Origin of the sequence: Luteimonas saliphila (assembly GCF_016774335.1) — a bacterium.
Taxonomy (GTDB): Bacteria; Pseudomonadota; Gammaproteobacteria; order Xanthomonadales; family Xanthomonadaceae; genus Luteimonas; species Luteimonas saliphila.
In genome coordinates, this window is the sequence record NZ_JAETWA010000046.1 from 194,041 (window position 1) to 213,474 (window position 19,434).

The window sequence follows — 19,434 nt, forward strand, 5'->3', positions numbered from 1 at the left end:
CCAATTTCATTTTATGGGAAATCTGATGGATTGGATGGCTGCCGTTCTTGTGCTAATCGTCGCCACCGGCGCTTCGGCACAGACGCGCCGCTACGGCGACGTGTCCTACCAGAAGCCGCAGGACTGCAGCATCATCACCGAGCAGAACAGACACAATCCCTTCGGCTACCTGTTCCGCGACCAGTGCGAACGCATCAACGCCAGCTCCAGGCAGAGCACGGCGCGCATCCTGGGCCGGCCGCAGCCGTCGCGGAAGGTGCTGAAGGTGCCTGCGCACGGCTCCGATGAGGCAAAGCGCCTCGGCGTTGCCTGCATGGGCGGGCTGGTGATGCTGCGGCTCGAGAACGGATGGCAGCAGGCACTGGACGACGAACACCGCTACTACACGTGCCGGGAACGCTGAGAGACAGCGCGTCGTTCCGGTTCACTTCTTTCCCGACTCCTGCGTGGTTCCGATGATCGCCACCTGCCGGCTCAACCTGTTCCTCGCCATCGCGCTGCTGCCCGCCTTCGGGCATGCCTGCGACCAGGCGCCCGCGCTCGAAGGCGTGCTGTCGATCCCGCAGTGCGACCCGGCATCGGCAGACGCCGACTGCGTGCCCGGATCCCAGGCGGCGTACGAAGCGCTCGAAGCGCTCGAGGTCCCCGATGTCTTCACCATCGGCGTGCAGACCAGTCCCTGGCGGATGTACGACGCCGAAGGACGGATCCTGACCATCGATGAAGTGGCTGCCGCGATCCGTGCCGGCAGGCCGGAGAGCGACCGGCGCGTGCATCTGGCGGGTTCGTGGACGGCCGCCCGGCCGGATGGCGACGGCGAGACGTTGGCGCATCGGGTGTCGGTCGCCCTGGATGGTTTCCCGGTGGACGGAAGCGATGGATTCCTCTGGCTGAGTCCCACGGGCGCCATGCGCACCACCAAGCAGGCGTTCTCGGTGTGGAAGAGCGGGCCGTACCGCGTGGCGCGTGGCGAGGACGTGCTGATGGCGCTGGTGCCGGGCGCGATAGCGCAGTTCGAGGATCAGTTCGCCAACGACGGCCTCGCGGCCGGCGTGGTGGAGGCGGGCATCGGCTTCGATGTCTTCATGCTCTGCCAGGAACGCGCTTTGGCGGCATTCGAACGCGCCGCCGGAATGGGCAGCGCGATCGGCGCCTACAACGCGGGCCTGATGCACGTCGATCTGGGCGATCGCACTTCGGCAATCACCTGGCTGGAGTTGGCGAAACGTCTGGGCGAGAGCAAGGCAACCGCCGTCCTGGCGGACCTGCAGCAATAAAGTGTCTGGGCGACTCCGCGTCCAGCGGTGCATGCCGATCCATCAGACCGTGAGCGGCGGTGGCTGGGTCGGCGCGAAAGGCCCGGGTTCACTTTTCTTCCAGAACGATGGGTCCAGCTGATTCCGCTCATCGGTCCGGGAGATGCCGACATTCAGCCGCGTCGCCCGTATCGGCCCAGTCCGCGATGCTCGGCTTGCGCGTACCTGCGGAGCGAGTAGGCCGCATGCCGCACAATGCACAGCCCCCCGCACGACCAGGACGTGGCATGGACGTCGAAGCTCTCCTCCGCGCAGCCCTTCGTGAAGCAGGCTACGGGCCCGATGCCATCGGGTCGGCGTTGCCGCGGATCATGCGCATCCTGCAGGCGGAGGACGTGCGCATCGAAGCCGGGCGCGCCCTCTCGCGCAAGGAGCGCGAGTACGTGCGGGTGCAGCTCGAGATGGGCGTGGACGTGTCGGAGATCGTGGCCGGCCTCAAGCGCTGATCCACGCCTGCGCTGTGCGCACGCTCTGGACAAGAAGGCGTCAAGAGCATTTCCCGATCACTGTCCCGAGGGCGCATCGTCGTCCGGGGCGTCCTGTTCCAGCTCAGGCTCCTGCCACCACACGTGTCCTTCAACACGCTGGGGAGCGATGACCTCACGGATCTCGATGCCCTCCACCTCGCGCCCCCGGCCGCCTGCCTGCCAGTCCTTGAGCACCTTCTCGACCGACTTCCGGCTCTGGGCGGCGATGCCCAGGTTGCGGCTGGGCGACCAGTCGTCGTTCACCACGGGCGCATCGTGCTGGTGCGGCGCGTCGTAGCTGCAGCGCAGGCAGTAATGCTGGATGCTCTGTGTCCAGTCTTCGATGTATCCGATGCCTGGCACGGTCGTGTCCAGCAGCACCTGCAGGTCTTCGCTGCGTTCGCAGCGCACGAATGCGACGTGGGTGGCGAACTCCGAGGTTTCCAGGCGCTGCAGTTCGTTGAAGACGTTGACCTTGCGGTCGCCGTCCCAGCGCCAGCCGGTGGACGCGCCGTCGTGCAGCACGATGTCGCCGAACCGGTGGCCGCTCTCGGGAAGCGGCACGTTGAGCAGCCGCGCGCGCACCGGATCGATGCGGCGCGCCCAGACGGTTTCGCCCCCGGCCCAGGGATTCAGCCTCACCACCGCGAGGCCGTAGTCGTCCGTGATCGGGCCCTGGCCTTCCAGAACCCGGACGCCGCATGCACCCCACAGCGCGCGAACACGCGCCCAGTCGCCCAGCGCGGTCGCGGCGATCGCCGCATTCCAGTGTTCCGCCTCACTCGGCTCTTTCGTCAGTGCGATCGCCTGCAGGTTGTGATCGAGGGACGTCGGCCAGTCCAGCATGTACTTGTGCGCAAGGCCACGCATGTAGTGGTAGTAGTGCTTGTGCGGCGCGCGCGCCAGCAGCGCTTCGAAGTACTGCGAGGCTTCCAGGAGCGCGCCGCGGTCCATCGCGGCATAGGCAAGGTCGTGCAGGTCGTCCGAATTGTGTTGGTCATCGGCCACTGGGCATTACCGTCCGCGGTACGGCTCGCATCCTATCCCGTCGTTGTCGCGGTCCAGATGCGGTCCGTAACCCGGATCCCCGCGATGCACCGGCGCTGCGCCCGCGGCCCTGGCCTCGGCGCAGTTGGCAAAGGCGCGTCCCGCAGGCGCACGCCCCGAGGGGGCGGCGCGCGAAGGCGTGAGGGTGGCAGGCGCGACGTTCTGCCGCGGCGGGCCTTGGGCGGCCGGGCGGTGGCAGTGGTAGTCGCCCGTCTTGCGGTTGTGGTGGCAGCCCTCGGCATTGAGGCCGCCACCGTGCGCCAAGGCGGCGCCTGCGCCGGGCAGGGCGACGAGCAGCAGCGCGAGTCGCACAGCAAAACGATTCATGGATCCCCCTTCCCGCCGATCGGATCTGTCCACAATCGATCAGCAGGACTCGTGCCAGGCCACAAGGCGGCTACGACCTCGTGGCGGGGGACCTTGGGTGCCGCTGAGCGGCAACTGTGCGCCATTCGTGCGGGCACCGGCGATGCGATGGATCGACGCTCGCGCGGCGCGCCGACGGGACGGGTCACACCCCCGCAGGCCGCACCTCGATCCCCAGCGCGGGTGCGATCACCCGCATCGCCTCGTCGTCGCTGGACAAGGTCATCCAGCCGGCGCGCGCGTCGGTGCCGGTCTCCCAGGTCCACAGCGTGTAGCCGTCGAGGCGCAGCTGCTCGTGCGCGGTCTCGAGCAGGGCGTCGGGCGACACGCGCGCGAGGAAGGCCGCGTCGGTCGGGTCTTCCACGCCCCAGTCGATGCGCAGGTTGAAGCGCGCGGCCAGCTCGGCGAGGCAGTCGATCAGGGCGCCGGGCTCGGTCTCGTCGATGTGGAAGCCGGATTTCCAGTCGATCACGTCCTTGAGCAGCCACACCGCGTCGACGTCCTCGGCATCGCCCCCGTCGAGCGCCTCCTGGAACGCGCCGAACTGCTGCAGCGCCGCGTCCTCGTCGCCCGGGTTGATGACCAGCAGTAGCTGCCACACCAGGGCCTCGGCACCGAGGTCGTCGTCGATCTGCGCGCGCTCGGTGTCGCCGGTGTAGTTGTCGTCGGGATCGAATTCTTCGTCGGGCAGGGTCATCGCGTGCGCGTCCGCTGTGGTCTGGGGTCGAAAGCCTGCCGGATCGGGCAGAAGCAGGATCCGGCCCGCCCATGCTAAAGCGTCCGTCCGCGGGCTCGTCCCACCGGCACGGACGCATACCCCAACCCGCTCCCGCATGCGCACGGCATGTCCGCGTCCGGCGGAAGCGGGCAGGATCGATCCGTCGGGACGGCTTGCCAGCATGGGCAAAGACAGGGGCCCGGGGCTGGCCGATACTCTTCAACTCGCAAGGGGACGACAGATGGCCAGCCTCGCACGGATCCTCCGCGTCCTCCCGCTGCTGGTTGCGATGGCATGCGCCGGTCCGGCATTTGCACAGGGCGCCACCACCGCGTCCACCGAGCGTTTTGCGGGCGAGACCCAACTGGGCTCGCAGCCGCCGATCCCCGCGCACGTCGAACTGGCGCGACAGGGCGACACCGTGACCGGCACCCTGTCGATCCCGGGCAGCCAGTTCGAACTCGAGGACGCGAGGGGCGCCGGAACGATCGTCGGACGCTTCCGCGGCGCCGGCGGCAGCGGCGGCATCACCCTGCGCACCGACGGCGACCTGCTGACGGCCGTGTTCGACCTCGCAGGCCAGTCCGGGACGATCACCGCGCAACGCACCACCCGGGATGCCGAGACGTTCTTCCGCCCGCCTGCGCAACGGATGGACCTGACCACGGCGCAGTGGCGGGAGGATCTCGACCACCTCGTCGCGATCCTGACACGCGAGCATGGCTCGCCGTTCCACCGCACGCCGGCCGAGGCGTTCGAACGCGAAGCCGAGCGGGTGCGTGCCGCGATCCCCGACCTCGACGCCGTTGCGGCCGCTCTCGCGTTCCGCAGGCTGGGCGCACTGATCGGCGACGGCCATACATCCGTGGACCTGCCGCACGGTCGCCCGCGCCTGCCCATCGAGTTCTACTGGTTCGAGGACGGCCTGCGTGTCGTGGGCCTGCCTGCGCGGCACCGCGACCTGCTTGGTGCCAGGCTGGTGGCGGTGGACGAGGTGCCGGTTATGGGAATCGCGCAGCGGTTGCGCGCCTACATCCCCCAGGGCGAAACGGAGGGATTCCATCGCGCCCGGACGCCTGGCCTGCTGCACGATCCGGACGTGCTGCGTGCGATCGGGCTTGGCGCGAACCCCACGTTCGCCTTCATGCTGGAGATCGACGGCAGGCAGGAGCGGGTGGTCCTCGCCTCCCACGACGGCGACGAACCCCTCCTGCTGGGCCGAGGCCGGCCGTTGTGGCAGCGACACGACGGGCAGGCCTTCCACGACATGCAGCTCCCCGACGGCAGCGTCTACGTCAACTGGCGCGCCTATGACGGACTGGCCGACCATGGCGCCGCCTTGCTGCGAAAGCTGGAGGCGAACCGGCCCCCTCGCCTGATCATCGACCTGCGCGACAACGAAGGCGGCGACTACACCGTCGGCCGCAACTTCATCGAGGCGATCCGGAACACGCCGTGGCTCGACTGGCGCCGCAGGCTGTATGTGCTGATCGGCCGCAAGACCTTTTCCGCGGCGATGACCAATGCGGTCGACTTCAAGCGGACGACGCAGGCCATCCTCGTCGGCGAGCCCGCGGGCGCCGCGCCCAACAACTGGCAGGAGGTGCGCCAGTTCCACCTGCCCAACTCCGGACTCGGCGTTCGCGTCTCCACGCGCTACTACGCGTTCCTTCCGGGCAGCCCGGAACTCCTTCCCGACCACCACGTCCCGCCCGAACCGGACGACTGGGCGAACGAACACGACGCGGCCATGCGCTTCGTGCTGGCGCAGCCCGTGGATTGACCGATCGACGCGCCGGCGTTCGTCCTGCAGCGCGGCTGATGGCCGCGCGGCGGTTCGGACCGACATTGACATCGCACGAATCATTCACCAACATGGGTGAATGTTGAAACACGACCCCCGCGACAACGTGCTGATCGCCTTCGCCGATCCCACCCGCCGCGCGATCCTGGAGCGGCTGTCGCGGGGCGAGGCGCGGGTGACCGAGGTCGCCGCGCCGTTCGCGATCTCGCTCAATTCGGTGTCCAAGCACATCCGCATCCTGGAACGGGCGCGGCTGGTGCGGCGGCGGCGGGTCGGGCGCGAGCACGTGCTGCGCATCAATCCGAAACCCATCGAGGACGCGGCGGCGTGGATGCGCACGCGCACCGAACAGTGGAGCGGCCGGCTGGAGCGGCTGGCGCGTCTCCTCGACGCCACGCCGCCCGACTGAAGGAGCCCGCATGACCGCGCCCATCCAGATCCGCGTGACCCACCGCTACGCCCATCCGCCCGAGCGCGTGTTCGATGCCTGGCTCGACCCGGCCACCGTGGCGCGCTTCATGTTCTCGACCGAGACCGGCGCCCTGGTGCGCTGCGAACTCGACCCGCGCGTGGGCGGCCGCTTCGTGATGACCGACCGACGCCCCGACGGCGACGTCGAGCACTGCGGCCGCTACCTCGAGATCGACCGCCCGCACCGGCTGGTGTTCACCTTCGGCATCCCCGCCGTCTCGCCCGACGAGGACCGCATCACCCTCGAGTTCCGTGCCGTCGACGGCGGCTGCGAGGTCACGCTCACCGACGAGATGGATCCGGCCTGGCGCGAGTACGAGGACAGCAGCCGCAAGGCCTGGGCGAAGATGCTGGCGACGCTGGAGCAGGCGCTGGACTGACGGATCCGGGGCCCGGCGCGATCGGACGCGTAGCCCGGATAAGGCCGCAGGCCGCATCCGGGGAGACGGAGACATCGGAGCACGATCCGAGGCCGCGTCGTTCTGCGGGCGGCGGCGCTCCGTTCTGCCGGAGCGGTGGCGCTCGTCGAGTGGCGTGGCAGCGGCACCCGGGTGCGCTTCGCTTACCCGGGCTACGGGACTGGCGTCGCTGGAGCAGGCGCTGGACTGACGGATCCGGGGCCCGGCGCGATCGGACGCGTAGCCCGGATAAGGCCGCAGGCCGCATCCGGGGAGATGGAGACATCGGAGCACGATCCGAGGCCGCGTCGTTCTGCGGGCGGCGGCGCTCCGTTCTGCCGGAGCGGTGGCGCTCGTCGAGTGGCGTGGCAGCGGCACCCGGGTGCGCTTCGCTTACCCGGGCTACGGGACTGATCGGGGGATCCGCCGGCCCGGAGACGGGGTCGTCGCATCCGGCGCCGGGCTGCCGGGGCCCGCGTGTCGGGTCGTCGATGCTTTTCGCGTTCAACACGCCAGCACCTCGCACCTCGCGTGCCGTCCTGTTCCGGAGATCCCGATGACGCACCTCCACCCGCTGCGGCCCTTGTGGCTGCTTGCCATGCTGGTTCCCTGCCTGTCCGTCGCCCAGCCGCCCGTGGCGAAGGTCGCGCCGGTGGTCGACGACTACTACGGCACGCAGGTCACCGACCCCTACCGCTGGATGGAGAGCGGCAAGGATCCGGACTGGCTGCCGTGGCTGAAGGCGCAGGGCGCGCACACGCAGTCGGTGTTCGCGGCGCTGCCGGGGCGTGCGTCGCTGCTGGCCGACGTGGCCGCACGCTCGGGCGAACTGAGCAGCGTGGGCCGCAGCGAACTGGCGGGCGGCCGCGTCTTCCACGAGATCCGCGCCGCCGGCGAGCAGGACACCAAGCTGATGGTGCGCGAGGCCGACGGCACCGTGCGCGTGCTGCTCGACCCCACCCAGCTGCAGGGCGACGGCGAACAGGTGCTCGACACCTGGTCCGCCGCACCCGACGGCATGCACGTGCTGGTGGCCTTGTCGAAGCGCGGCACCGAGCATTCCACCCTGCGGGTGCTGGAGGTGACCGGCGCGACCCTGCTGCCCGCGGCGATCCCGCATGCGATGGCGCTGGGCTGGACCGCGGACGGCCGCGCCTTCAGCTATCTCAAGTTCGTCGGCGAGCCGGGCACGCCCGGGTACTTCGTCGGCAACGAGCCGCGCCTGCACCGGCTGGGCGTGGACGCACCCGACGTGGTGCTGGCGCGACGTGGCGAGGGCGGCATCGAGGCCGCGCCGACCCAGTTCCTGCCGGTGCTGTTCGATCCCGGCAGCGACACCGCGCTGGCTTTCGTGCGCGACGGCCGCAGCGAGATGGCCATGTACCGCGCCGATGCCGACGCGGCGATGACCGGCCAGGCGCAGTGGACCCGCTTCGCCGGCTTCGACGACGTGGTGGTGGATGCCGCGCTGCACGGCGACCGCATGTTCCTGCTGTCGAAGCAGGGCGCGTCCGGCGGCCGCGTGCTGGAGACCTCGGCGACCGCGCCGGACCTGGCGCAGGCGCGCGCGCTGTCGCTGCCGGACGATCCGGTGATCGAATCGATCCTGCCCACCCGCGCCGGGCTGCTGGTGCGCACCCTGGAAGGCGCGGTGTCGGGCCTGTGGCGGATCGCCGAGGGGCAGGCACCCGCGCGCATCGCCCTGCCGTTCGACGGCCAGGTGTCGTGGCTGCGCGGCGACACGCACGCGGACCATGTGCTGGTGGCGATGACCGGCTGGTTCACGCCGCTCACCGTCTACCGCCTGGACCTGGACAGCGGGCGCATGGAAGACCTGGCCCTGGTGCCGCCGCCGCCGTTCGACACAGCGGGTTACGCCGCGCGCCGTAGCGTGGCCACCGCGCGCGACGGCGTGCGGGTGCCCTACACGCTTGTCATGAAGAAAGGCGCCACGCCCGACGCCGGTACGCCGGTGCTGCTCGAGGCCTACGGCTCCTACGGCTATCCCGCCTCGCCGCGCTTCAACGCGCGCATGCTGGCCTTCCTCGATCGCGGCGGCGTGTACGCGGTGGCCAACGTGCGCGGCGGCGGCGAGTTCGGCCGCGACTGGCACTACGCCGGCAAGGCCGGCACCAAGGCCAACACCTGGCGCGATGCCATCGACGTGGCCGAGAAGCTGGTCGCCGACCGCATCGGCTCGCCCGCGACGCTGACCCTGCTCGGCACCTCGGCCGGTGGCGTGATGCTCGGCGGTGCGGTCAACGAGCGTCCGGACCTGTTCAGCGGTGCGATCGCCAACGTCGGGTTCATGAATCCGGTGCGCTACGTCTCCGAGCAGAACTATGCCGACATCGAGGAGTGGGGCGGGCCGATCGCCGATGCGCAGTCGTTCCGCACGATGTACGACCTCGATCCCTACCAGCACATCCGCGAAGGCGTGGACTATCCCGCGGTGCTGGTGGTGAGCGGCCTCAACGATCCGCGCGCGGCCACCTTCCACAGCGCCAAGTACGCCGCGCGCCTGGCTGCCGCCACCGCCAGCGGCGAACCGGTGCTGCTGCGCATCGATTTCGAGGCCGGCCACGGCATGGGCTCGAGCCGCAGCCAGCTCGACGAGGTGTGGACGGACATCTATGCCTTCGCGCTGTGGCAGGGCGGGATGCGCGAGTTCCAGCCGTCCGTCCCCGGGCCGCCGTGAGCGACGCAGACTTGAAAGCGCGCGCGCCGTCCGACGGGCGACGTGTCGGGTCCCTGGGCGGTGGCTGCCGCACGGGGCGCGTGCGCGACGCGTAGGCTCGCTCTCGGCAACGCGCCCAACCCGGGGCAGCTCGCCCGGGGCGACCCGACGACCTTCCCCTTCGGGGCCGGTTCCGCTTCCACTTCTGGGCCCCGAAAAATACGGAAAAGATGTAATTGGCCGATGCGCGGCGCGCGCATAACGTGTGTGCCGATGGAACGACGCAGATCTTCCTGAGCCGCGAGGACCTGTCCCAGGTCCCTGCATGCCATGCGCGCTCGCGCGTGGCGCCCCGACCAGTGCGGCCTTGCACGCAGGCGTCGTCCGCCCCGCCTTGCGGCATGCGGGCTTTGCAGCGCAATTTTGGTAAGGGCGCGTGACGCCGGTTCAGGCATCCGCGCACGCGAAGCGAAGCCCGGCTGTGGTGTCCTCGACCCGCACCTGCCATCCGGGCCGGTGGCAGTCCCACCACCATTGCCCTCGGGTCATCCAGATGCGCTCGGGAGGGAGACCGACATGAAGACCATCCACGCCCTCGCCCTGACGACCCTGGCCGCCGCGTTGGCCACCGCCACCGCGTTCGCGCAGCAGCCCGCCAGCCCGGAGACGGATCGGCCGCAGACGACGCAACCGACCCGACCCCTGGCGCAGCCCACGGGTCCGCTGACGCAGCCGACCCGGCCACTGACGCAACCCACGCGTCCGCTCGCGCAACCCACCCGTCCGCTGGTGCAAGCGCAGGCACCCGCCACGCGCCTCCCGGGGCAGCCGCCGGGCATGCAGGACCGCGATCCCGGCCACGACAGGATGCCCGGTTACGAGGAACTCAACGCGCGAGGCGACGGCAGCGTGACGCGGACCGACCTGTCGGCGCACGCGGACCTGCAGCAGCGCTTCGACGAGATCGACACCGCGCGCGACGGCACGATCACCCGCGCCGAGTACGAAACGTGGAAGTCGAAAACGAAGAGTCGCGAGATGCTGCGTCCGCAGGACGAGGACTGATCGCATCCCGCCGGGCCCCGCGCTCCATGCGTCGCGACGCGTCTTCGCGCTGCGGGGCGGCGCTCAGCGATACGCCCCCGGACCGCGCCACACGATCTCGCCCTGGCGGTAGATCTGGTGCACGCCGATCACCTCGCGCGCGTCGCCGATCCCGGCCAGTTCCGGCGAGTCCGGTTCGAGCTGGCGACACGCGCCCGACTCGCGCCGCAGCGCGGTTTCCAGCGGGCAGACCATCAGCCGACGCGTGCCCGGCAGGGGAATGAAGAGTTCGGTCATGCCCTGCGCCTGCCATTCGCGCAGGCGCCGTTCGCTGCGCAGGTCGTAGACCACCTGGTAACCGGCGACCTCGAGGCTGGGCTCGGACGTGGAGGCGTTGCCCTGGCTGCGGCCGCGTTCGACCGCGGCGCTGCGCGCGGGCCCGGCGTTCACCGGCGCGAGATCCTGCACCGCCATTCCCGGTGGCTGGCCCCAGGTGTGGCCACGGCGGCGGCTGGTGGGCGGGGGGCTGGCGGTCGCGCTGGGCGCGCCCGGGCGCGATGCCGGCCTCGGCACGGGCGTCTGCGCGTCCGCGGGGGTGTCGGCGACCGTTGGTACCGGGTTCTCGGCCACCGGCACCGGCGTGGTGTGCACGCGCGAGGCCGCGGGCGCGGCTGCGGTGGGCGCGCTCGACGGAGGCGTGTCGCTGGGCGCGGGGCTGGGGATCGGCGTGCCGTCGCCGATGAACTCCACTTCCACCCGGCTGCCGCCGGCGGCGTCGCCCTCCGGTGCGGTCATGGTGATCGGCGGCGCCAGCATCGCGATCAGCACGAACAGCGCGTGCAGCAGCACGCTGCCGAGCGCCGCGAGCCTCGGCTGCCAGCGTTCGATGCGATGTCGGGGCCCGGCACCTGGTGGGGTCGACGCCAGGCTCATGCCGCCGGGGGTGCGGCGGAGGTGCGGAACTTCATGGGGAGTGGATGGCGTACGACGCGTGGGGTGCGGCATCGTAACGCGCCGGGCCCTTGGGACAGGGGCGGCGAACCGACGCGGGTCGGATTCCGACCAGGTCGTCCCCGCGCATGCGTTGCCCGTCGTTCCGGTGGCCCTACCTGCAGCGGGATGGGATAACGACCCCTGGCTGCCGACCGCCTTCCCGGTGCTGCTGACCGCGGGAGTGCTTCTCCCGGCGACCGGCACCGCGCGCGGCAGTTGCTGGTGCGTCGCGATCCGGCGGTGCTGCCGACGCTGCCGATCGGCGCCACGGTGACGACGGCGCGCGGTCGCGGCGGATTGCGCCTGATGCGTTCGTGCGTGGGTGTGCGGTGCTGAGAACGCCTGCGCCGCTGGGCGCGATCAGAAGATCAGCATCAACAGGCCGATCACGACCGCCAGGCCGATCAGGAAAATGATGCCCATGGTCTTGCCTACGAACTTGATCATTGCGAACTCCTCGTCGATGACGACCGTATCGCATGACACTAGTCCATGCAGCGGTTACAACCCGTGAAATCCCGGGCTTTTTCGCCTTTTTCCATTCCTTTGCATCAACGCCGCGTGGATGGCTGACGTATCGATCCAGTGCCCGCACAGGGAACACCATCCAGCCCGCATTCCGCCTCTGGCTTGCGGGGCGACAAACCGGAAGAACTGTCCTTGCCGGCGCGGCGCGGCGGACCGGTCAGGATCCGTCGGATCCGATCGCCCGCACGTACGCGCCCGGCGCCAGCCCCGCATGTCGCCGGAACGCCGCGCTGAAGGCGCTGGCCGATGCGTAACCCACGCGCTCGGCGATCCCGGCTGCGCGCAGCTCGCCCTGGCGCAGCAGTTGCCCGGCGATCCGCATGCGCCAGGCCAGCAGGTACTCCATCGGCGCGATCCCGACGGTGCGGGTGAAGCGCTCGTAGAAGCTCGAGCGCGACAGCGCGGCGGCACTGGCCAGTTGCGCGACGGTCCAGGGTCGTTCGATGTGCGCGTGCATCAGCGTCAGCGCGATGGCGAGGCGTTCGTCGCCCAGGCCCCTGAGCAGGCCGGGTGGCGCGGTGCCCGCGGTGGTCGCGCGCATCGCTTCGATCAGCAGCAGTTCGGCCAGGCGCGACAACGCGGCCTCGCGGCCGGCGCGCGGCTGCGTGGTTTCCTCGGCCACCATCGCCACCAGCTGCGTCAGCCGCGTGGCGTCGCGCACGTGCACCACGGCCGGCAGCAGCGAGACCAGCAGCGCGGGATCGGTGCGGTCGAACACGAAGGCGCCGCCGAGCGAGCGCATGTCGGGCGTGCCGCCTGGCTCGCCGTAGCGCACTTCGCTGCCGTCGCTGGGTAAGGCCTCGGGATCGCGCAGCACGGGCGCGGGCGCATCGTCGCTTGCGAGGGTGAAGGCCGGCGTCGCAGGCAGCAGGATGAAGTCGCCGGCTTCGATCGCGAACGGCGGGTGGCCATCGACGGCCAGCAGGCAGCGGCCGTCGAGCATGATGCAGAAGCTGGGCCTGCCGTACTCGGCGTAGCGCACGGCCCAGCGGCCACGGCCGCTGACGACGTTGGCGAACATCGCCCGCGGCTGTAGCAGGGCGACGACCTGGGACAGCGGATCGCTCATTTCCGGACGATCACTACATGAATGCGGACGTTTGGCTATCGATCATCCGGCGATCCTGGCTCACGCTGGCCTCCCGGTCAAACACCCCAGGAGCCACCCATGAACACCGTTCTGATCACCGGCTGCTCGTCCGGCTATGGCCTCGCCACCGTCCGCCACTTCCACGCGCAGGGCTGGCAGGTGATCGCCACCATGCGCCGCCCCCGCGCGGATCTGTTCGCGGACGCGCCCGGCATCCGTGTGCTGGCGCTGGACGTGACCGACGCCGCCAGCATAGCCGCCGCACTGGAGGCGGCCGGGCCGATCGACGTGCTGGTCAACAACGCCGGCCTCGGCCTGTTCGGCGCGTTCGAGGCCACGCCGATGGCGACCGTGCGCGAGATATTCGAGACCAACACCTTCGGCACGATGGCGATGTGCCAGGCGGCGATCCCGCGCATGCGCGAGCGCGGCGCCGGGACGATCGTCAACGTCACCTCCAGCGCCACGCTCGCGCCGTTCCCGCTGGTCGCGGCCTACACCGCCAGCAAGGCCGCGATCGAAGGCTTCACCGGATCGCTGGCGCTGGAGCTGGCCGGGTTCGACGTGCGCGCGAGACTGGTCGAACCCGGCTACTGCCCCGACACGCGTTTCGCCGAGAACGGCGCGGACCGCATGCGGGGCCTGGTGACCGAGCCGTATGCGCCGTTCGCGGGCCAGGTGTTCGAAGGCTTCGCGCAGCTCACCGCCGTCACCCAACCGCACGACGTGGCGCAGGCCGTATGGCAGGCGGCGAACGATGCCTCAACGCGATTGCGCTACGCGGCGGGCGCGGACGCACTGGCGCTGGCGCGCGCTGCCTAGCGGGCTGCGGCCGGGTCGAATCGCTTCGCGCCTGGTCCGGGGGAAACGGGACGCCTGATTCCCCGGCGGCTGGTGCGACGCGAGGGCGCACGGCGCGCGGTCCACGCCCGCGTGCCGGGCACCGCGTTCGACGCAGTTGCGACAAGGACTTGCGACGCCTGCGGGCACTGGCCAGGCGCCAGGTGGACCACTGCACGCTTCAGGCGCGCCAGCCGGTTTTCGACACGTGCAGCGCTGGCGGCGGGCCGGGAGGAGCGGTGCGGGAGGCGGCGCACGTCGCGGCAACCTAGCGACCGAGCCACCAGGCCGCGCCCGCGAGAACGATCAGGCCCAGCCCGGCCCACAGGATCCAGCGCCCGTCCGAATCGCGCTGCACCGTGGCACCGGCGCGGGGGTCCTTGGCAGAAGGCATGTCGGGAGCCGCCTGGGGCGACGGGTCTTGGCCGCTGCGATGCGCCTCGACCCAGTCGCGCGCTTCCTTCAGGCCCATGCCGGTGGCCTCGCGCACCAGCCTGATCGCCTCGATGACGTGACCGTCCTGCAGCAGGCGCTCGACCCTGGCGGCGAGGTCGGGCGCGTCGGTCGCGTCAGGCCCGGAGGGCGTCGCGTCGAAGTCGCGCCGGCCCGCGGCATAGGCGTCGACCGCCGCTTTGGCGTCGCGCAGGCTCAGCCCGTTGTCCTCGCGCAGGTGCCGGATGGCGTCGATCGTCTGCCCGCGGGCGATGGCATCGACGGCTTGCGGCGAAAAATACGGCGGACGCGACGACATGGACTGCGGGCTCCGCGAACGGGAAGCCAGCATAAGCCGCGAATGCGTCGGGTTGCATCGGCTGATGCGGAAATGCGTGGCTGCGCACGCGTGGTGGAGCGGCGAACCTGCCACGCGGCATTCGCGCACCAACGCGAGAAAAGAAGGAGGCGACCATGGCCGCCTCCCCGAGACTCGCGGACCAGACGAGGAGTCCGCGTGGTACTGCCTGTATCGGCGCCTCGCGCCAGGCGCAGGCGCCGCGAAGGCGCCGCGAAGGCGCCTTACGGCATCAACACGCTATCGACCACGTGGATCACGCCGTTGCTGCCGCGCAAGTCGGCGGCGGTGACGGTGGAGACGCCGCCCTTGGCATCGGTCAGCGTGACCGTTCCGCCATCGGCGCGCGCGGTCAGCGTGCCACCCTGCACGGTGGTCAGCGTCGCATTGCCGCCGCCGGCTTCGATCTGCTGCGTCAGCGTTGCGGCGTCGACATTGCCCGACACCACGTGATAGGTGAGCACGCTGGTCAGGTCGCTCTTGGCAGCGGGTGCGAGCAGGCCATCGACGGTACCGGCCGGCAGCTTCTCGAACGCGGCGTTGCTGGGCGCGAACACGGTGAACGGGCCGGCGCCCTTCAGCGTGTCGACCAGCCCGGCGGCCTGCACGGCCGCGACCAGGGTGGTGTGGTCGGGCGAGGCGATGGCGGCATCGACGATGTCGCCGGAAGCAGACGCGCCGGCGGTGGCGTCCATCGCGCCGGTGGCATCGGCTGAAGTGGTCGCGTCGTCGACTACCGGCGCGGTGTCGGCCATGGCGGCCGTGTCGTCGGCGTCGGGCGTCATCGCGGTGTCGGCGGTGTCGTTCTGGCAGGCGCTGAGTGCGAGTGCGCCGAGCAGGGCGGCGGTGAGTACATGGAGTTTCATGGTGGTGTCCTTTGTGGAGGTTGGATCGATCGCGACGGGCGCACGGCACTCGGTGCCTGCGCGCCAGGCGTGCATCGATGGAAAGCTATCGAGCGGAAAAGAACCGGGAAAAAAACCGGGGCCGAAGCGCCTTGCACCCGAAGGCACAGGACCACGACGACCCCGGTGCACCAACTGCGTGCGAAGGTCCGGGCCGGGAGGGAGCCGCGTGCGGCGGGCCGGCCGGGACTGCAGACGGTGCCGGCGTGGATCAGCGGTGCGCTTCGGCGCGCACTTCGCCGACGTTGCCGGCGCGCATCAGCGGCACGATCTGCCACAGCGCGGACAGGCCGACCAGCACGTAGACCAAGCGGGCGAGGAGGGCATCCTGGCCGCCGAAGATTGTGGCGACCAGATCGAACTGGGCGGCACCGACGAGGCCCCAGTTGATGCCGCCGACGATGACCAGGGCGAGGGTGACGAGGTTGAGTACTTTCATGGTGTGTCTCCTTGGATGCGTGGGGAGTGCGCGTGGGGTGCTTGCGGGGGATGGGCAGCGGTCAGCTGCCCGGGATCAGGACCTTGTCGATCACGTGGATCACGCCATTGCTCGCCTGGACATCGGGACTGACGACGTTCGCGCCGCCGACCGTCACGGCGCTGCCTGTGGCGGCGATGTCGACCGCGCCGCCCTGGACGGTGGTGGCTTCGTCCAGCGTCACCACGCGGGCGGCCGGGTAGCGTCCCGGCACGACGTGGTAGGTGAGGATCGCGACCAACTGGTCCTTGTTCTCGGGCTTGAGCAGGTTGTCCAAGGTGCCGGCCGGCAGCGCGGCGAAGGCCGCGTCGGTGGGCGCGAACACGGTGAACGGACCGGCGCCCTTGAGCGTGTCGACCAGTCCGGCCGCGGCGAGGGCGGCGGCGAGGGTCTTGAATTGGCCGGCCGCGACCGCGGTGTCGACGATGTCGGCCTGGGCCTGGGAGACGCCGGCCTGCGGTGCGGCCGGCTGCGCGGCGAACGCCAGGGGCGCGGCAAGGCCGAGCGCGAGTGCGGCGACCAGGGCGCGGACGGGGGTGGTGGGGCGGAGCTGGACTGGATGGGTCATCGGTGTGGTTCCGGAGTGGGGCAGGTGGCCAGTCTCCGGTGTTCGGCGTTAGGCCGTTGTACAATTTGTACTTGTACGTATGTTGTACAATCCATCCCATGTTCCCGGTCAAGGCCGCCGCCGATCTCAGCGGGCTCACCCCCGAGACCCTGCGCGCCTGGGAACGCAGGCACGCGGCCGTCGTGCCGCTGCGCGACGACAAGGGGCGCCGCCTGTACGACGCCGCGATGGTCGAGCGGCTCACCCACCTGCACCGGCTGACCGACCGCGGTCATCCGATCCGCGACCTCGCCGCCCTGGATGACGTCGCCCTCGACCAGTTGCTGGAGGAAAGCCGCCACGCCGGGTACGGCGGGGTCGAGACCCTGCCCGAACGGATGCTGGATGCGATCGCCGATTACCGGGTGGACGTATTCGACCGCGACCTGTCGGTGGCGATCGCGACCCTGCCGATGTCGGTGCTGGTGGCGCGCGTGGTGACGCCGTTGCTGCGCGAGGTCGGCGTGCGCTGGGCGGACGGGCGGCTCGCGATCGCGCAGGAGCGGCTGGTCAGCAGCCTGCTGCGCGCGCGCTTCCTGTCGGTGCTCAACCAGCACCCGCGCGAGCAGCGCCCGCGCATCCTGTTCGCCACCCTGCCCGGCGAGCCGCACGAGCTGGGCCTGCTCGGCGCTGCGCTGCACGCCCACGACGCCGGCGCGCCGGTGCTGTATCTGGGCACCGAACTGCCGGCGCGCGAGCTCGCGCGCGTGGCCGAACGCCTGGACGTGATGGCGGTGGCGCTCAGTTCGGTCGATCCGGGCCAGGCGCCGGCCGCGCTGGCCGAACTGCGGGTGCTCGACGAGGCGCTGGCGCCCGGCGTGCCGGTGTGGCTGGGCGGTGCCAACGCGCGCTACCTGGCCGAGGCGCTCGCGCTCGCGCGCGTGCAGGCGCTGACCGATCCCGCGGCCCTGTCGCGCCTGATCCGGCGCGAGGCGACGTCGTCGCGTGGCAGGCGGGCCGCGGCGCGGGCAGGATGATGCGCTTCGCGGCAATGCCGATGGCGGTGGCGGTGCTCCGCTCCGGCACATCGGCGAAACGCGCCATAGAAAAAGCCCCGGCTGGTGCCGGGGCTTCTGTCGGTCGTGCGGGGCGCGTTGCGCGATGCCTCGAACTCAGCTCGCGGCCTTCAGCGCCTGCTTGTGGTTGCGCATGATGTCGTGGCATTCGACGACGCGAGGCATCAGCCGCTCGGCGGCCATGCGTGCCTGGGCGGGAGTGTCGTCGTCCTTCAGGGTGTCCTTTAACGCCTTCAGCAGGCGGTCCTCGGATTCCTCGAGCTCGGCGACGTAGGCATAGTTGGTATCGCCCAGCGCGGCGCGCGCCTTGCCGTACAGCTGGTGCATCGAGCCCACCATGGTGCCGTGGTCGGCCGGATCGCCACCGGTCGCGGCGACGTCCGCACTCAGCGTGGTCACGATCTCCTGCTTGTGCGCGGCCATCTGGCTGAACAGCGTCGCCAGGCGCGGATCCTTCACCTTGCCCGCGGCCTCGGTGTAGAACTCGCCGCCGTCGCGCGCGATCTCGATCAGGTCGTTCAGGCTGTGCTGGATCTTCTTTTCCACGTTCATGTGATGTCTCCTCAATGTGTGGGCACCAGTGTCCACCAGGAGGCATCAAGGCAACGTGCAATCGGCGCGCGGGACTGAACGCGACCTCAGCTTTGCGTGGACGGCGTGAGCGCGGTGGTTGCCATGGTCCGTTCGTCCCACGCGGCCGCTGGCGCCTGCCGCGCTTGCGGTAACGCGCCGATCGCCATCGAACGCGCCCGACGTTGCACCGCGGCATGACGCCTCGCCTGTTACGGCTCGGTCTGCCCGAGCGCTTCGCGCAGCGCGCCGTCTTCCGCTTCCAGCGCGGCGATCGCGTCCGCGCGCTCGTTGACGAAGCGCTCGGCGACGCCGCGCTGCACCGCGGCGGAATTGCTGCTGAAGTGCACGAGCTCGCCGTTGCGGTCGACCCGGCCGCGTTCGTCGTAGACCGCATCGATCACGGCGCGGTCGAAGCCCGCCTCCCAGTCCTGCACGCCGGCCGCGCGCACGTCGGCGATCGCGTCGGCGACGATATTGCTGCGCGGGCCGTGCTGCACGGCGGTGGACCAGGCCACGTTCTGCAAGGCGCGCGAATGCTGCGACAGGTCGACGCCGGCGGTGGCGATGCCGCCGTCGACGCCGGCCACGGTGGTGCGCTGCTCGACGCGCGCCGCCTGCGGATCGTAGTGGGTGCGTTCGATGTAGTCGTGCTGCGCCTGCTGGAAGGCCTCGGGCTCGCGCGCGGCCACGTCGCGCCAGGTCTGGCTGAACCCGGGCGTGCCCGCCCGCTGTCCCGCGAACTCGGCAGCCCACTGTGCGCCTTCGGTGGCCAGGAATTCCTGCGGGCGTCCGGCCGCGGTCGAGAGCTGGTAGCTGCCGTAGGAGACGCCGCCGATGTCGCCGCGGCCGGTCGACACCGTGCCGGGCCCGCGATTGCCGGTTTCGTACTGCGCCGACAGCGAGCCGATCTCCGGCTTGTCGACCGGCGGCGCGACGCTGATCGTCTGCCCCGGCTGCACCGTCTCGGGGTTGGTGATGTCGTTGGCGATCGCGAGTTCGCGCACGGTGATGCCGAACGCGGTGGCGACGTCCTGCAGGGTCTGGCCCGGCTGCATCGTGTAGCAGACCGGCCCCGAGAGCGCGATCGGCGTCTGTGTCGCGATCGCGTCGGCGACCGCGCGTTGCGCGGCGGGATTGTCGAACGTGACCGCATCGAGCGCGTCGGACGCGCTGGTGGTGGCCGACGTGCTCGAGGCGCTCGAGGCCTGGGTATTGCCCTGCACGTCCTGCGAATGATCGCGGCTGTCCGCACTGCCGACGCCGTTGCTGCTGTCCATGGCTCTATGTTCCGCACGCGGGGGTCCGA

Annotated in this window: 22 protein-coding genes; 10 read left to right on the forward strand and 12 right to left on the reverse strand. The window is 70.6% G+C overall.

The annotated features are described in order from the left end of the window. Positions 1–13 precede the first annotated feature (13 nt). From JMO03_RS21255 to JMO03_RS21425, 3 genes are all read left to right on the forward strand, one after another. Positions 14–403, forward strand: a complete 390-nt coding sequence (locus tag JMO03_RS21255; protein WP_238346301.1) for a hypothetical protein — start codon at positions 14–16, stop codon at positions 401–403. Positions 404–455: 52 nt separating this feature from the next. Next, complete coding sequence (locus tag JMO03_RS17790; RefSeq protein ID WP_202845082.1) at positions 456–1,277, forward strand: SEL1-like repeat protein; 822 nt, start codon at positions 456–458, stop codon at positions 1,275–1,277. Positions 1,278–1,627: 350 nt separating this feature from the next. Beyond that, a complete protein-coding gene (locus JMO03_RS21425; RefSeq protein ID WP_273544287.1) occupies positions 1,628–1,762 on the forward strand; it encodes a hypothetical protein in 135 nt (44 codons plus the stop codon). Between the two features lie 57 nt (positions 1,763–1,819). Here JMO03_RS21425 and JMO03_RS17800 read toward each other — a convergent pair whose 3' ends face one another. The 3 genes from JMO03_RS17800 to JMO03_RS17810 all read right to left on the reverse strand — a co-directional run bounded on the left by JMO03_RS17800 (position 1,820) and on the right by JMO03_RS17810 (position 3,893). Then, positions 1,820–2,791, reverse strand: a complete 972-nt coding sequence (locus JMO03_RS17800; RefSeq protein ID WP_202845083.1) for a hypothetical protein — start codon at positions 2,789–2,791, stop codon at positions 1,820–1,822. A gap of 6 nt (positions 2,792–2,797) precedes the next feature. Further along, the gene (locus tag JMO03_RS17805; protein WP_238346302.1) at positions 2,798–3,157 is read right to left on the reverse strand and encodes an excalibur calcium-binding domain-containing protein; all 360 of its coding nucleotides are present in this window, start codon (positions 3,155–3,157) and stop codon (positions 2,798–2,800) included. Positions 3,158–3,341: 184 nt separating this feature from the next. Continuing rightward, positions 3,342–3,893, reverse strand: coding sequence for a DUF6630 family protein (locus JMO03_RS17810; protein ID WP_238346303.1), 552 nt, complete (start codon positions 3,891–3,893; stop codon positions 3,342–3,344). Positions 3,894–4,155: 262 nt separating this feature from the next. Between JMO03_RS17810 and JMO03_RS17815 the strand changes: the two genes are divergently transcribed. The 5 genes from JMO03_RS17815 (at position 4,156) to JMO03_RS17835 (ending at position 10,329) form a co-directional block, all read left to right on the forward strand. After that, positions 4,156–5,697 (forward strand): S41 family peptidase, encoded by a 1,542-nt coding sequence (locus tag JMO03_RS17815; protein WP_202845084.1) that lies wholly within the window; start codon positions 4,156–4,158, stop codon positions 5,695–5,697. Between the two features lie 103 nt (positions 5,698–5,800). Next, on the forward strand, positions 5,801–6,127 hold the full coding sequence (locus tag JMO03_RS17820; protein ID WP_238346304.1) for an ArsR/SmtB family transcription factor: 327 nt from the start codon (positions 5,801–5,803) through the stop codon (positions 6,125–6,127). 10 nt (positions 6,128–6,137) lie between these two features. After that, positions 6,138–6,569, forward strand: a complete 432-nt coding sequence (locus JMO03_RS17825; protein ID WP_202845086.1) for an SRPBCC family protein — start codon at positions 6,138–6,140, stop codon at positions 6,567–6,569. A 574-nt stretch (positions 6,570–7,143) separates the two neighbouring features. Next, positions 7,144–9,285, forward strand: a complete 2,142-nt coding sequence (locus tag JMO03_RS17830) for a prolyl oligopeptidase family serine peptidase (protein WP_202845087.1) — start codon at positions 7,144–7,146, stop codon at positions 9,283–9,285. A gap of 555 nt (positions 9,286–9,840) precedes the next feature. Beyond that, positions 9,841–10,329, forward strand: coding sequence for an EF-hand domain-containing protein (locus JMO03_RS17835; protein ID WP_202845088.1), 489 nt, complete (start codon positions 9,841–9,843; stop codon positions 10,327–10,329). A gap of 63 nt (positions 10,330–10,392) precedes the next feature. Here JMO03_RS17835 and JMO03_RS17840 read toward each other — a convergent pair whose 3' ends face one another. From JMO03_RS17840 to JMO03_RS17845, 3 genes are all read right to left on the reverse strand, one after another. Then, positions 10,393–11,241 carry a type II toxin-antitoxin system RelE/ParE family toxin gene (locus JMO03_RS17840; protein ID WP_202845089.1) on the reverse strand — a complete coding sequence of 283 codons (849 nt, stop codon included), beginning with the start codon at positions 11,239–11,241 and terminating at the stop codon, positions 10,393–10,395. A gap of 420 nt (positions 11,242–11,661) precedes the next feature. Beyond that, entirely contained in the window at positions 11,662–11,787 is a 126-nt protein-coding gene (locus JMO03_RS21430; RefSeq protein WP_273544288.1) for a small membrane protein YohP, read from the reverse strand. Positions 11,788–11,986: 199 nt separating this feature from the next. Continuing rightward, positions 11,987–12,898, reverse strand: coding sequence for an AraC family transcriptional regulator (locus JMO03_RS17845; protein WP_202845090.1), 912 nt, complete (start codon positions 12,896–12,898; stop codon positions 11,987–11,989). A 99-nt stretch (positions 12,899–12,997) separates the two neighbouring features. Here JMO03_RS17845 and JMO03_RS17850 point away from each other — a divergent pair, with 99 nt between their 5' ends. Beyond that, positions 12,998–13,741 (forward strand): SDR family oxidoreductase, encoded by a 744-nt coding sequence (locus JMO03_RS17850; protein ID WP_202845091.1) that lies wholly within the window; start codon positions 12,998–13,000, stop codon positions 13,739–13,741. Between the two features lie 286 nt (positions 13,742–14,027). On the opposite strand, the gene JMO03_RS17855 is transcribed toward JMO03_RS17850, so the two are convergent. The 4 genes from JMO03_RS17855 to JMO03_RS17870 all read right to left on the reverse strand — a co-directional run bounded on the left by JMO03_RS17855 (position 14,028) and on the right by JMO03_RS17870 (position 16,500). Then, the gene (locus JMO03_RS17855; protein ID WP_202845092.1) at positions 14,028–14,510 is read right to left on the reverse strand and encodes a ribosomal L7/L12 family protein; all 483 of its coding nucleotides are present in this window, start codon (positions 14,508–14,510) and stop codon (positions 14,028–14,030) included. 263 nt (positions 14,511–14,773) lie between these two features. Continuing rightward, entirely contained in the window at positions 14,774–15,304 is a 531-nt protein-coding gene (locus JMO03_RS17860; RefSeq protein WP_425491862.1) for a fasciclin domain-containing protein, read from the reverse strand. 361 nt (positions 15,305–15,665) lie between these two features. Then, positions 15,666–15,893 (reverse strand): DUF378 domain-containing protein, encoded by a 228-nt coding sequence (locus JMO03_RS17865; RefSeq protein ID WP_202845094.1) that lies wholly within the window; start codon positions 15,891–15,893, stop codon positions 15,666–15,668. A 61-nt stretch (positions 15,894–15,954) separates the two neighbouring features. Continuing rightward, a complete protein-coding gene (locus JMO03_RS17870) occupies positions 15,955–16,500 on the reverse strand; it encodes a fasciclin domain-containing protein (RefSeq protein ID WP_202845095.1) in 546 nt (181 codons plus the stop codon). Positions 16,501–16,598: 98 nt separating this feature from the next. On the opposite strand from JMO03_RS17870, the gene JMO03_RS17875 reads away from it, so the two are divergent. Further along, positions 16,599–17,516, forward strand: coding sequence for a MerR family transcriptional regulator (locus JMO03_RS17875; protein WP_202845096.1), 918 nt, complete (start codon positions 16,599–16,601; stop codon positions 17,514–17,516). 135 nt (positions 17,517–17,651) lie between these two features. Here the strand turns inward: JMO03_RS17875 and JMO03_RS17880 are convergent, their stop codons facing one another. Together JMO03_RS17880 and JMO03_RS17885 are read right to left on the reverse strand one after the other, a co-directional pair. Then, entirely contained in the window at positions 17,652–18,107 is a 456-nt protein-coding gene (locus tag JMO03_RS17880; protein ID WP_202845097.1) for a PA2169 family four-helix-bundle protein, read from the reverse strand. Between the two features lie 230 nt (positions 18,108–18,337). Further along, the gene (locus JMO03_RS17885; RefSeq protein ID WP_202845098.1) at positions 18,338–19,405 is read right to left on the reverse strand and encodes a LysM peptidoglycan-binding domain-containing protein; all 1,068 of its coding nucleotides are present in this window, start codon (positions 19,403–19,405) and stop codon (positions 18,338–18,340) included. Positions 19,406–19,434 lie beyond the last annotated feature (29 nt).

What these genes read in the sequence shown, in the direction of transcription:
- JMO03_RS21255 (WP_238346301.1), top strand. Translation starts at nt 14, where the DNA reads ATGGGAAATCTGATGGATTGGATGGCTGCCGTTCTTGTGCTAATCGTC.
- JMO03_RS17790 (WP_202845082.1), top strand. Translation starts at nt 456, where the DNA reads ATGATCGCCACCTGCCGGCTCAACCTGTTCCTCGCCATCGCGCTGCTG.
- JMO03_RS21425 (WP_273544287.1), top strand. Translation starts at nt 1,628, where the DNA reads ATGCGCATCCTGCAGGCGGAGGACGTGCGCATCGAAGCCGGGCGCGCC.
- JMO03_RS17805 (WP_238346302.1), bottom strand. Translation starts at nt 3,157, where the DNA reads ATGAATCGTTTTGCTGTGCGACTCGCGCTGCTGCTCGTCGCCCTGCCC.
- JMO03_RS17810 (WP_238346303.1), bottom strand. Translation starts at nt 3,893, where the DNA reads ATGACCCTGCCCGACGAAGAATTCGATCCCGACGACAACTACACCGGC.
- JMO03_RS17815 (WP_202845084.1), top strand. Translation starts at nt 4,156, where the DNA reads ATGGCCAGCCTCGCACGGATCCTCCGCGTCCTCCCGCTGCTGGTTGCG.
- JMO03_RS17825 (WP_202845086.1), top strand. Translation starts at nt 6,138, where the DNA reads ATGACCGCGCCCATCCAGATCCGCGTGACCCACCGCTACGCCCATCCG.
- JMO03_RS17830 (WP_202845087.1), top strand. Translation starts at nt 7,144, where the DNA reads ATGACGCACCTCCACCCGCTGCGGCCCTTGTGGCTGCTTGCCATGCTG.
- JMO03_RS17835 (WP_202845088.1), top strand. Translation starts at nt 9,841, where the DNA reads ATGAAGACCATCCACGCCCTCGCCCTGACGACCCTGGCCGCCGCGTTG.
- JMO03_RS17840 (WP_202845089.1), bottom strand. Translation starts at nt 11,241, where the DNA reads ATGAGCCTGGCGTCGACCCCACCAGGTGCCGGGCCCCGACATCGCATC.
- JMO03_RS17845 (WP_202845090.1), bottom strand. Translation starts at nt 12,898, where the DNA reads ATGAGCGATCCGCTGTCCCAGGTCGTCGCCCTGCTACAGCCGCGGGCG.
- JMO03_RS17850 (WP_202845091.1), top strand. Translation starts at nt 12,998, where the DNA reads ATGAACACCGTTCTGATCACCGGCTGCTCGTCCGGCTATGGCCTCGCC.
- JMO03_RS17855 (WP_202845092.1), bottom strand. Translation starts at nt 14,510, where the DNA reads ATGTCGTCGCGTCCGCCGTATTTTTCGCCGCAAGCCGTCGATGCCATC.
- JMO03_RS17860 (WP_425491862.1), bottom strand. Translation starts at nt 15,304, where the DNA reads ATGGCCGACACCGCGCCGGTAGTCGACGACGCGACCACTTCAGCCGAT.
- JMO03_RS17865 (WP_202845094.1), bottom strand. Translation starts at nt 15,893, where the DNA reads ATGAAAGTACTCAACCTCGTCACCCTCGCCCTGGTCATCGTCGGCGGC.
- JMO03_RS17870 (WP_202845095.1), bottom strand. Translation starts at nt 16,500, where the DNA reads ATGACCCATCCAGTCCAGCTCCGCCCCACCACCCCCGTCCGCGCCCTG.
- JMO03_RS17875 (WP_202845096.1), top strand. Translation starts at nt 16,599, where the DNA reads ATGTTCCCGGTCAAGGCCGCCGCCGATCTCAGCGGGCTCACCCCCGAG.
- JMO03_RS17880 (WP_202845097.1), bottom strand. Translation starts at nt 18,107, where the DNA reads ATGAACGTGGAAAAGAAGATCCAGCACAGCCTGAACGACCTGATCGAG.
- JMO03_RS17885 (WP_202845098.1), bottom strand. Translation starts at nt 19,405, where the DNA reads ATGGACAGCAGCAACGGCGTCGGCAGTGCGGACAGCCGCGATCATTCG.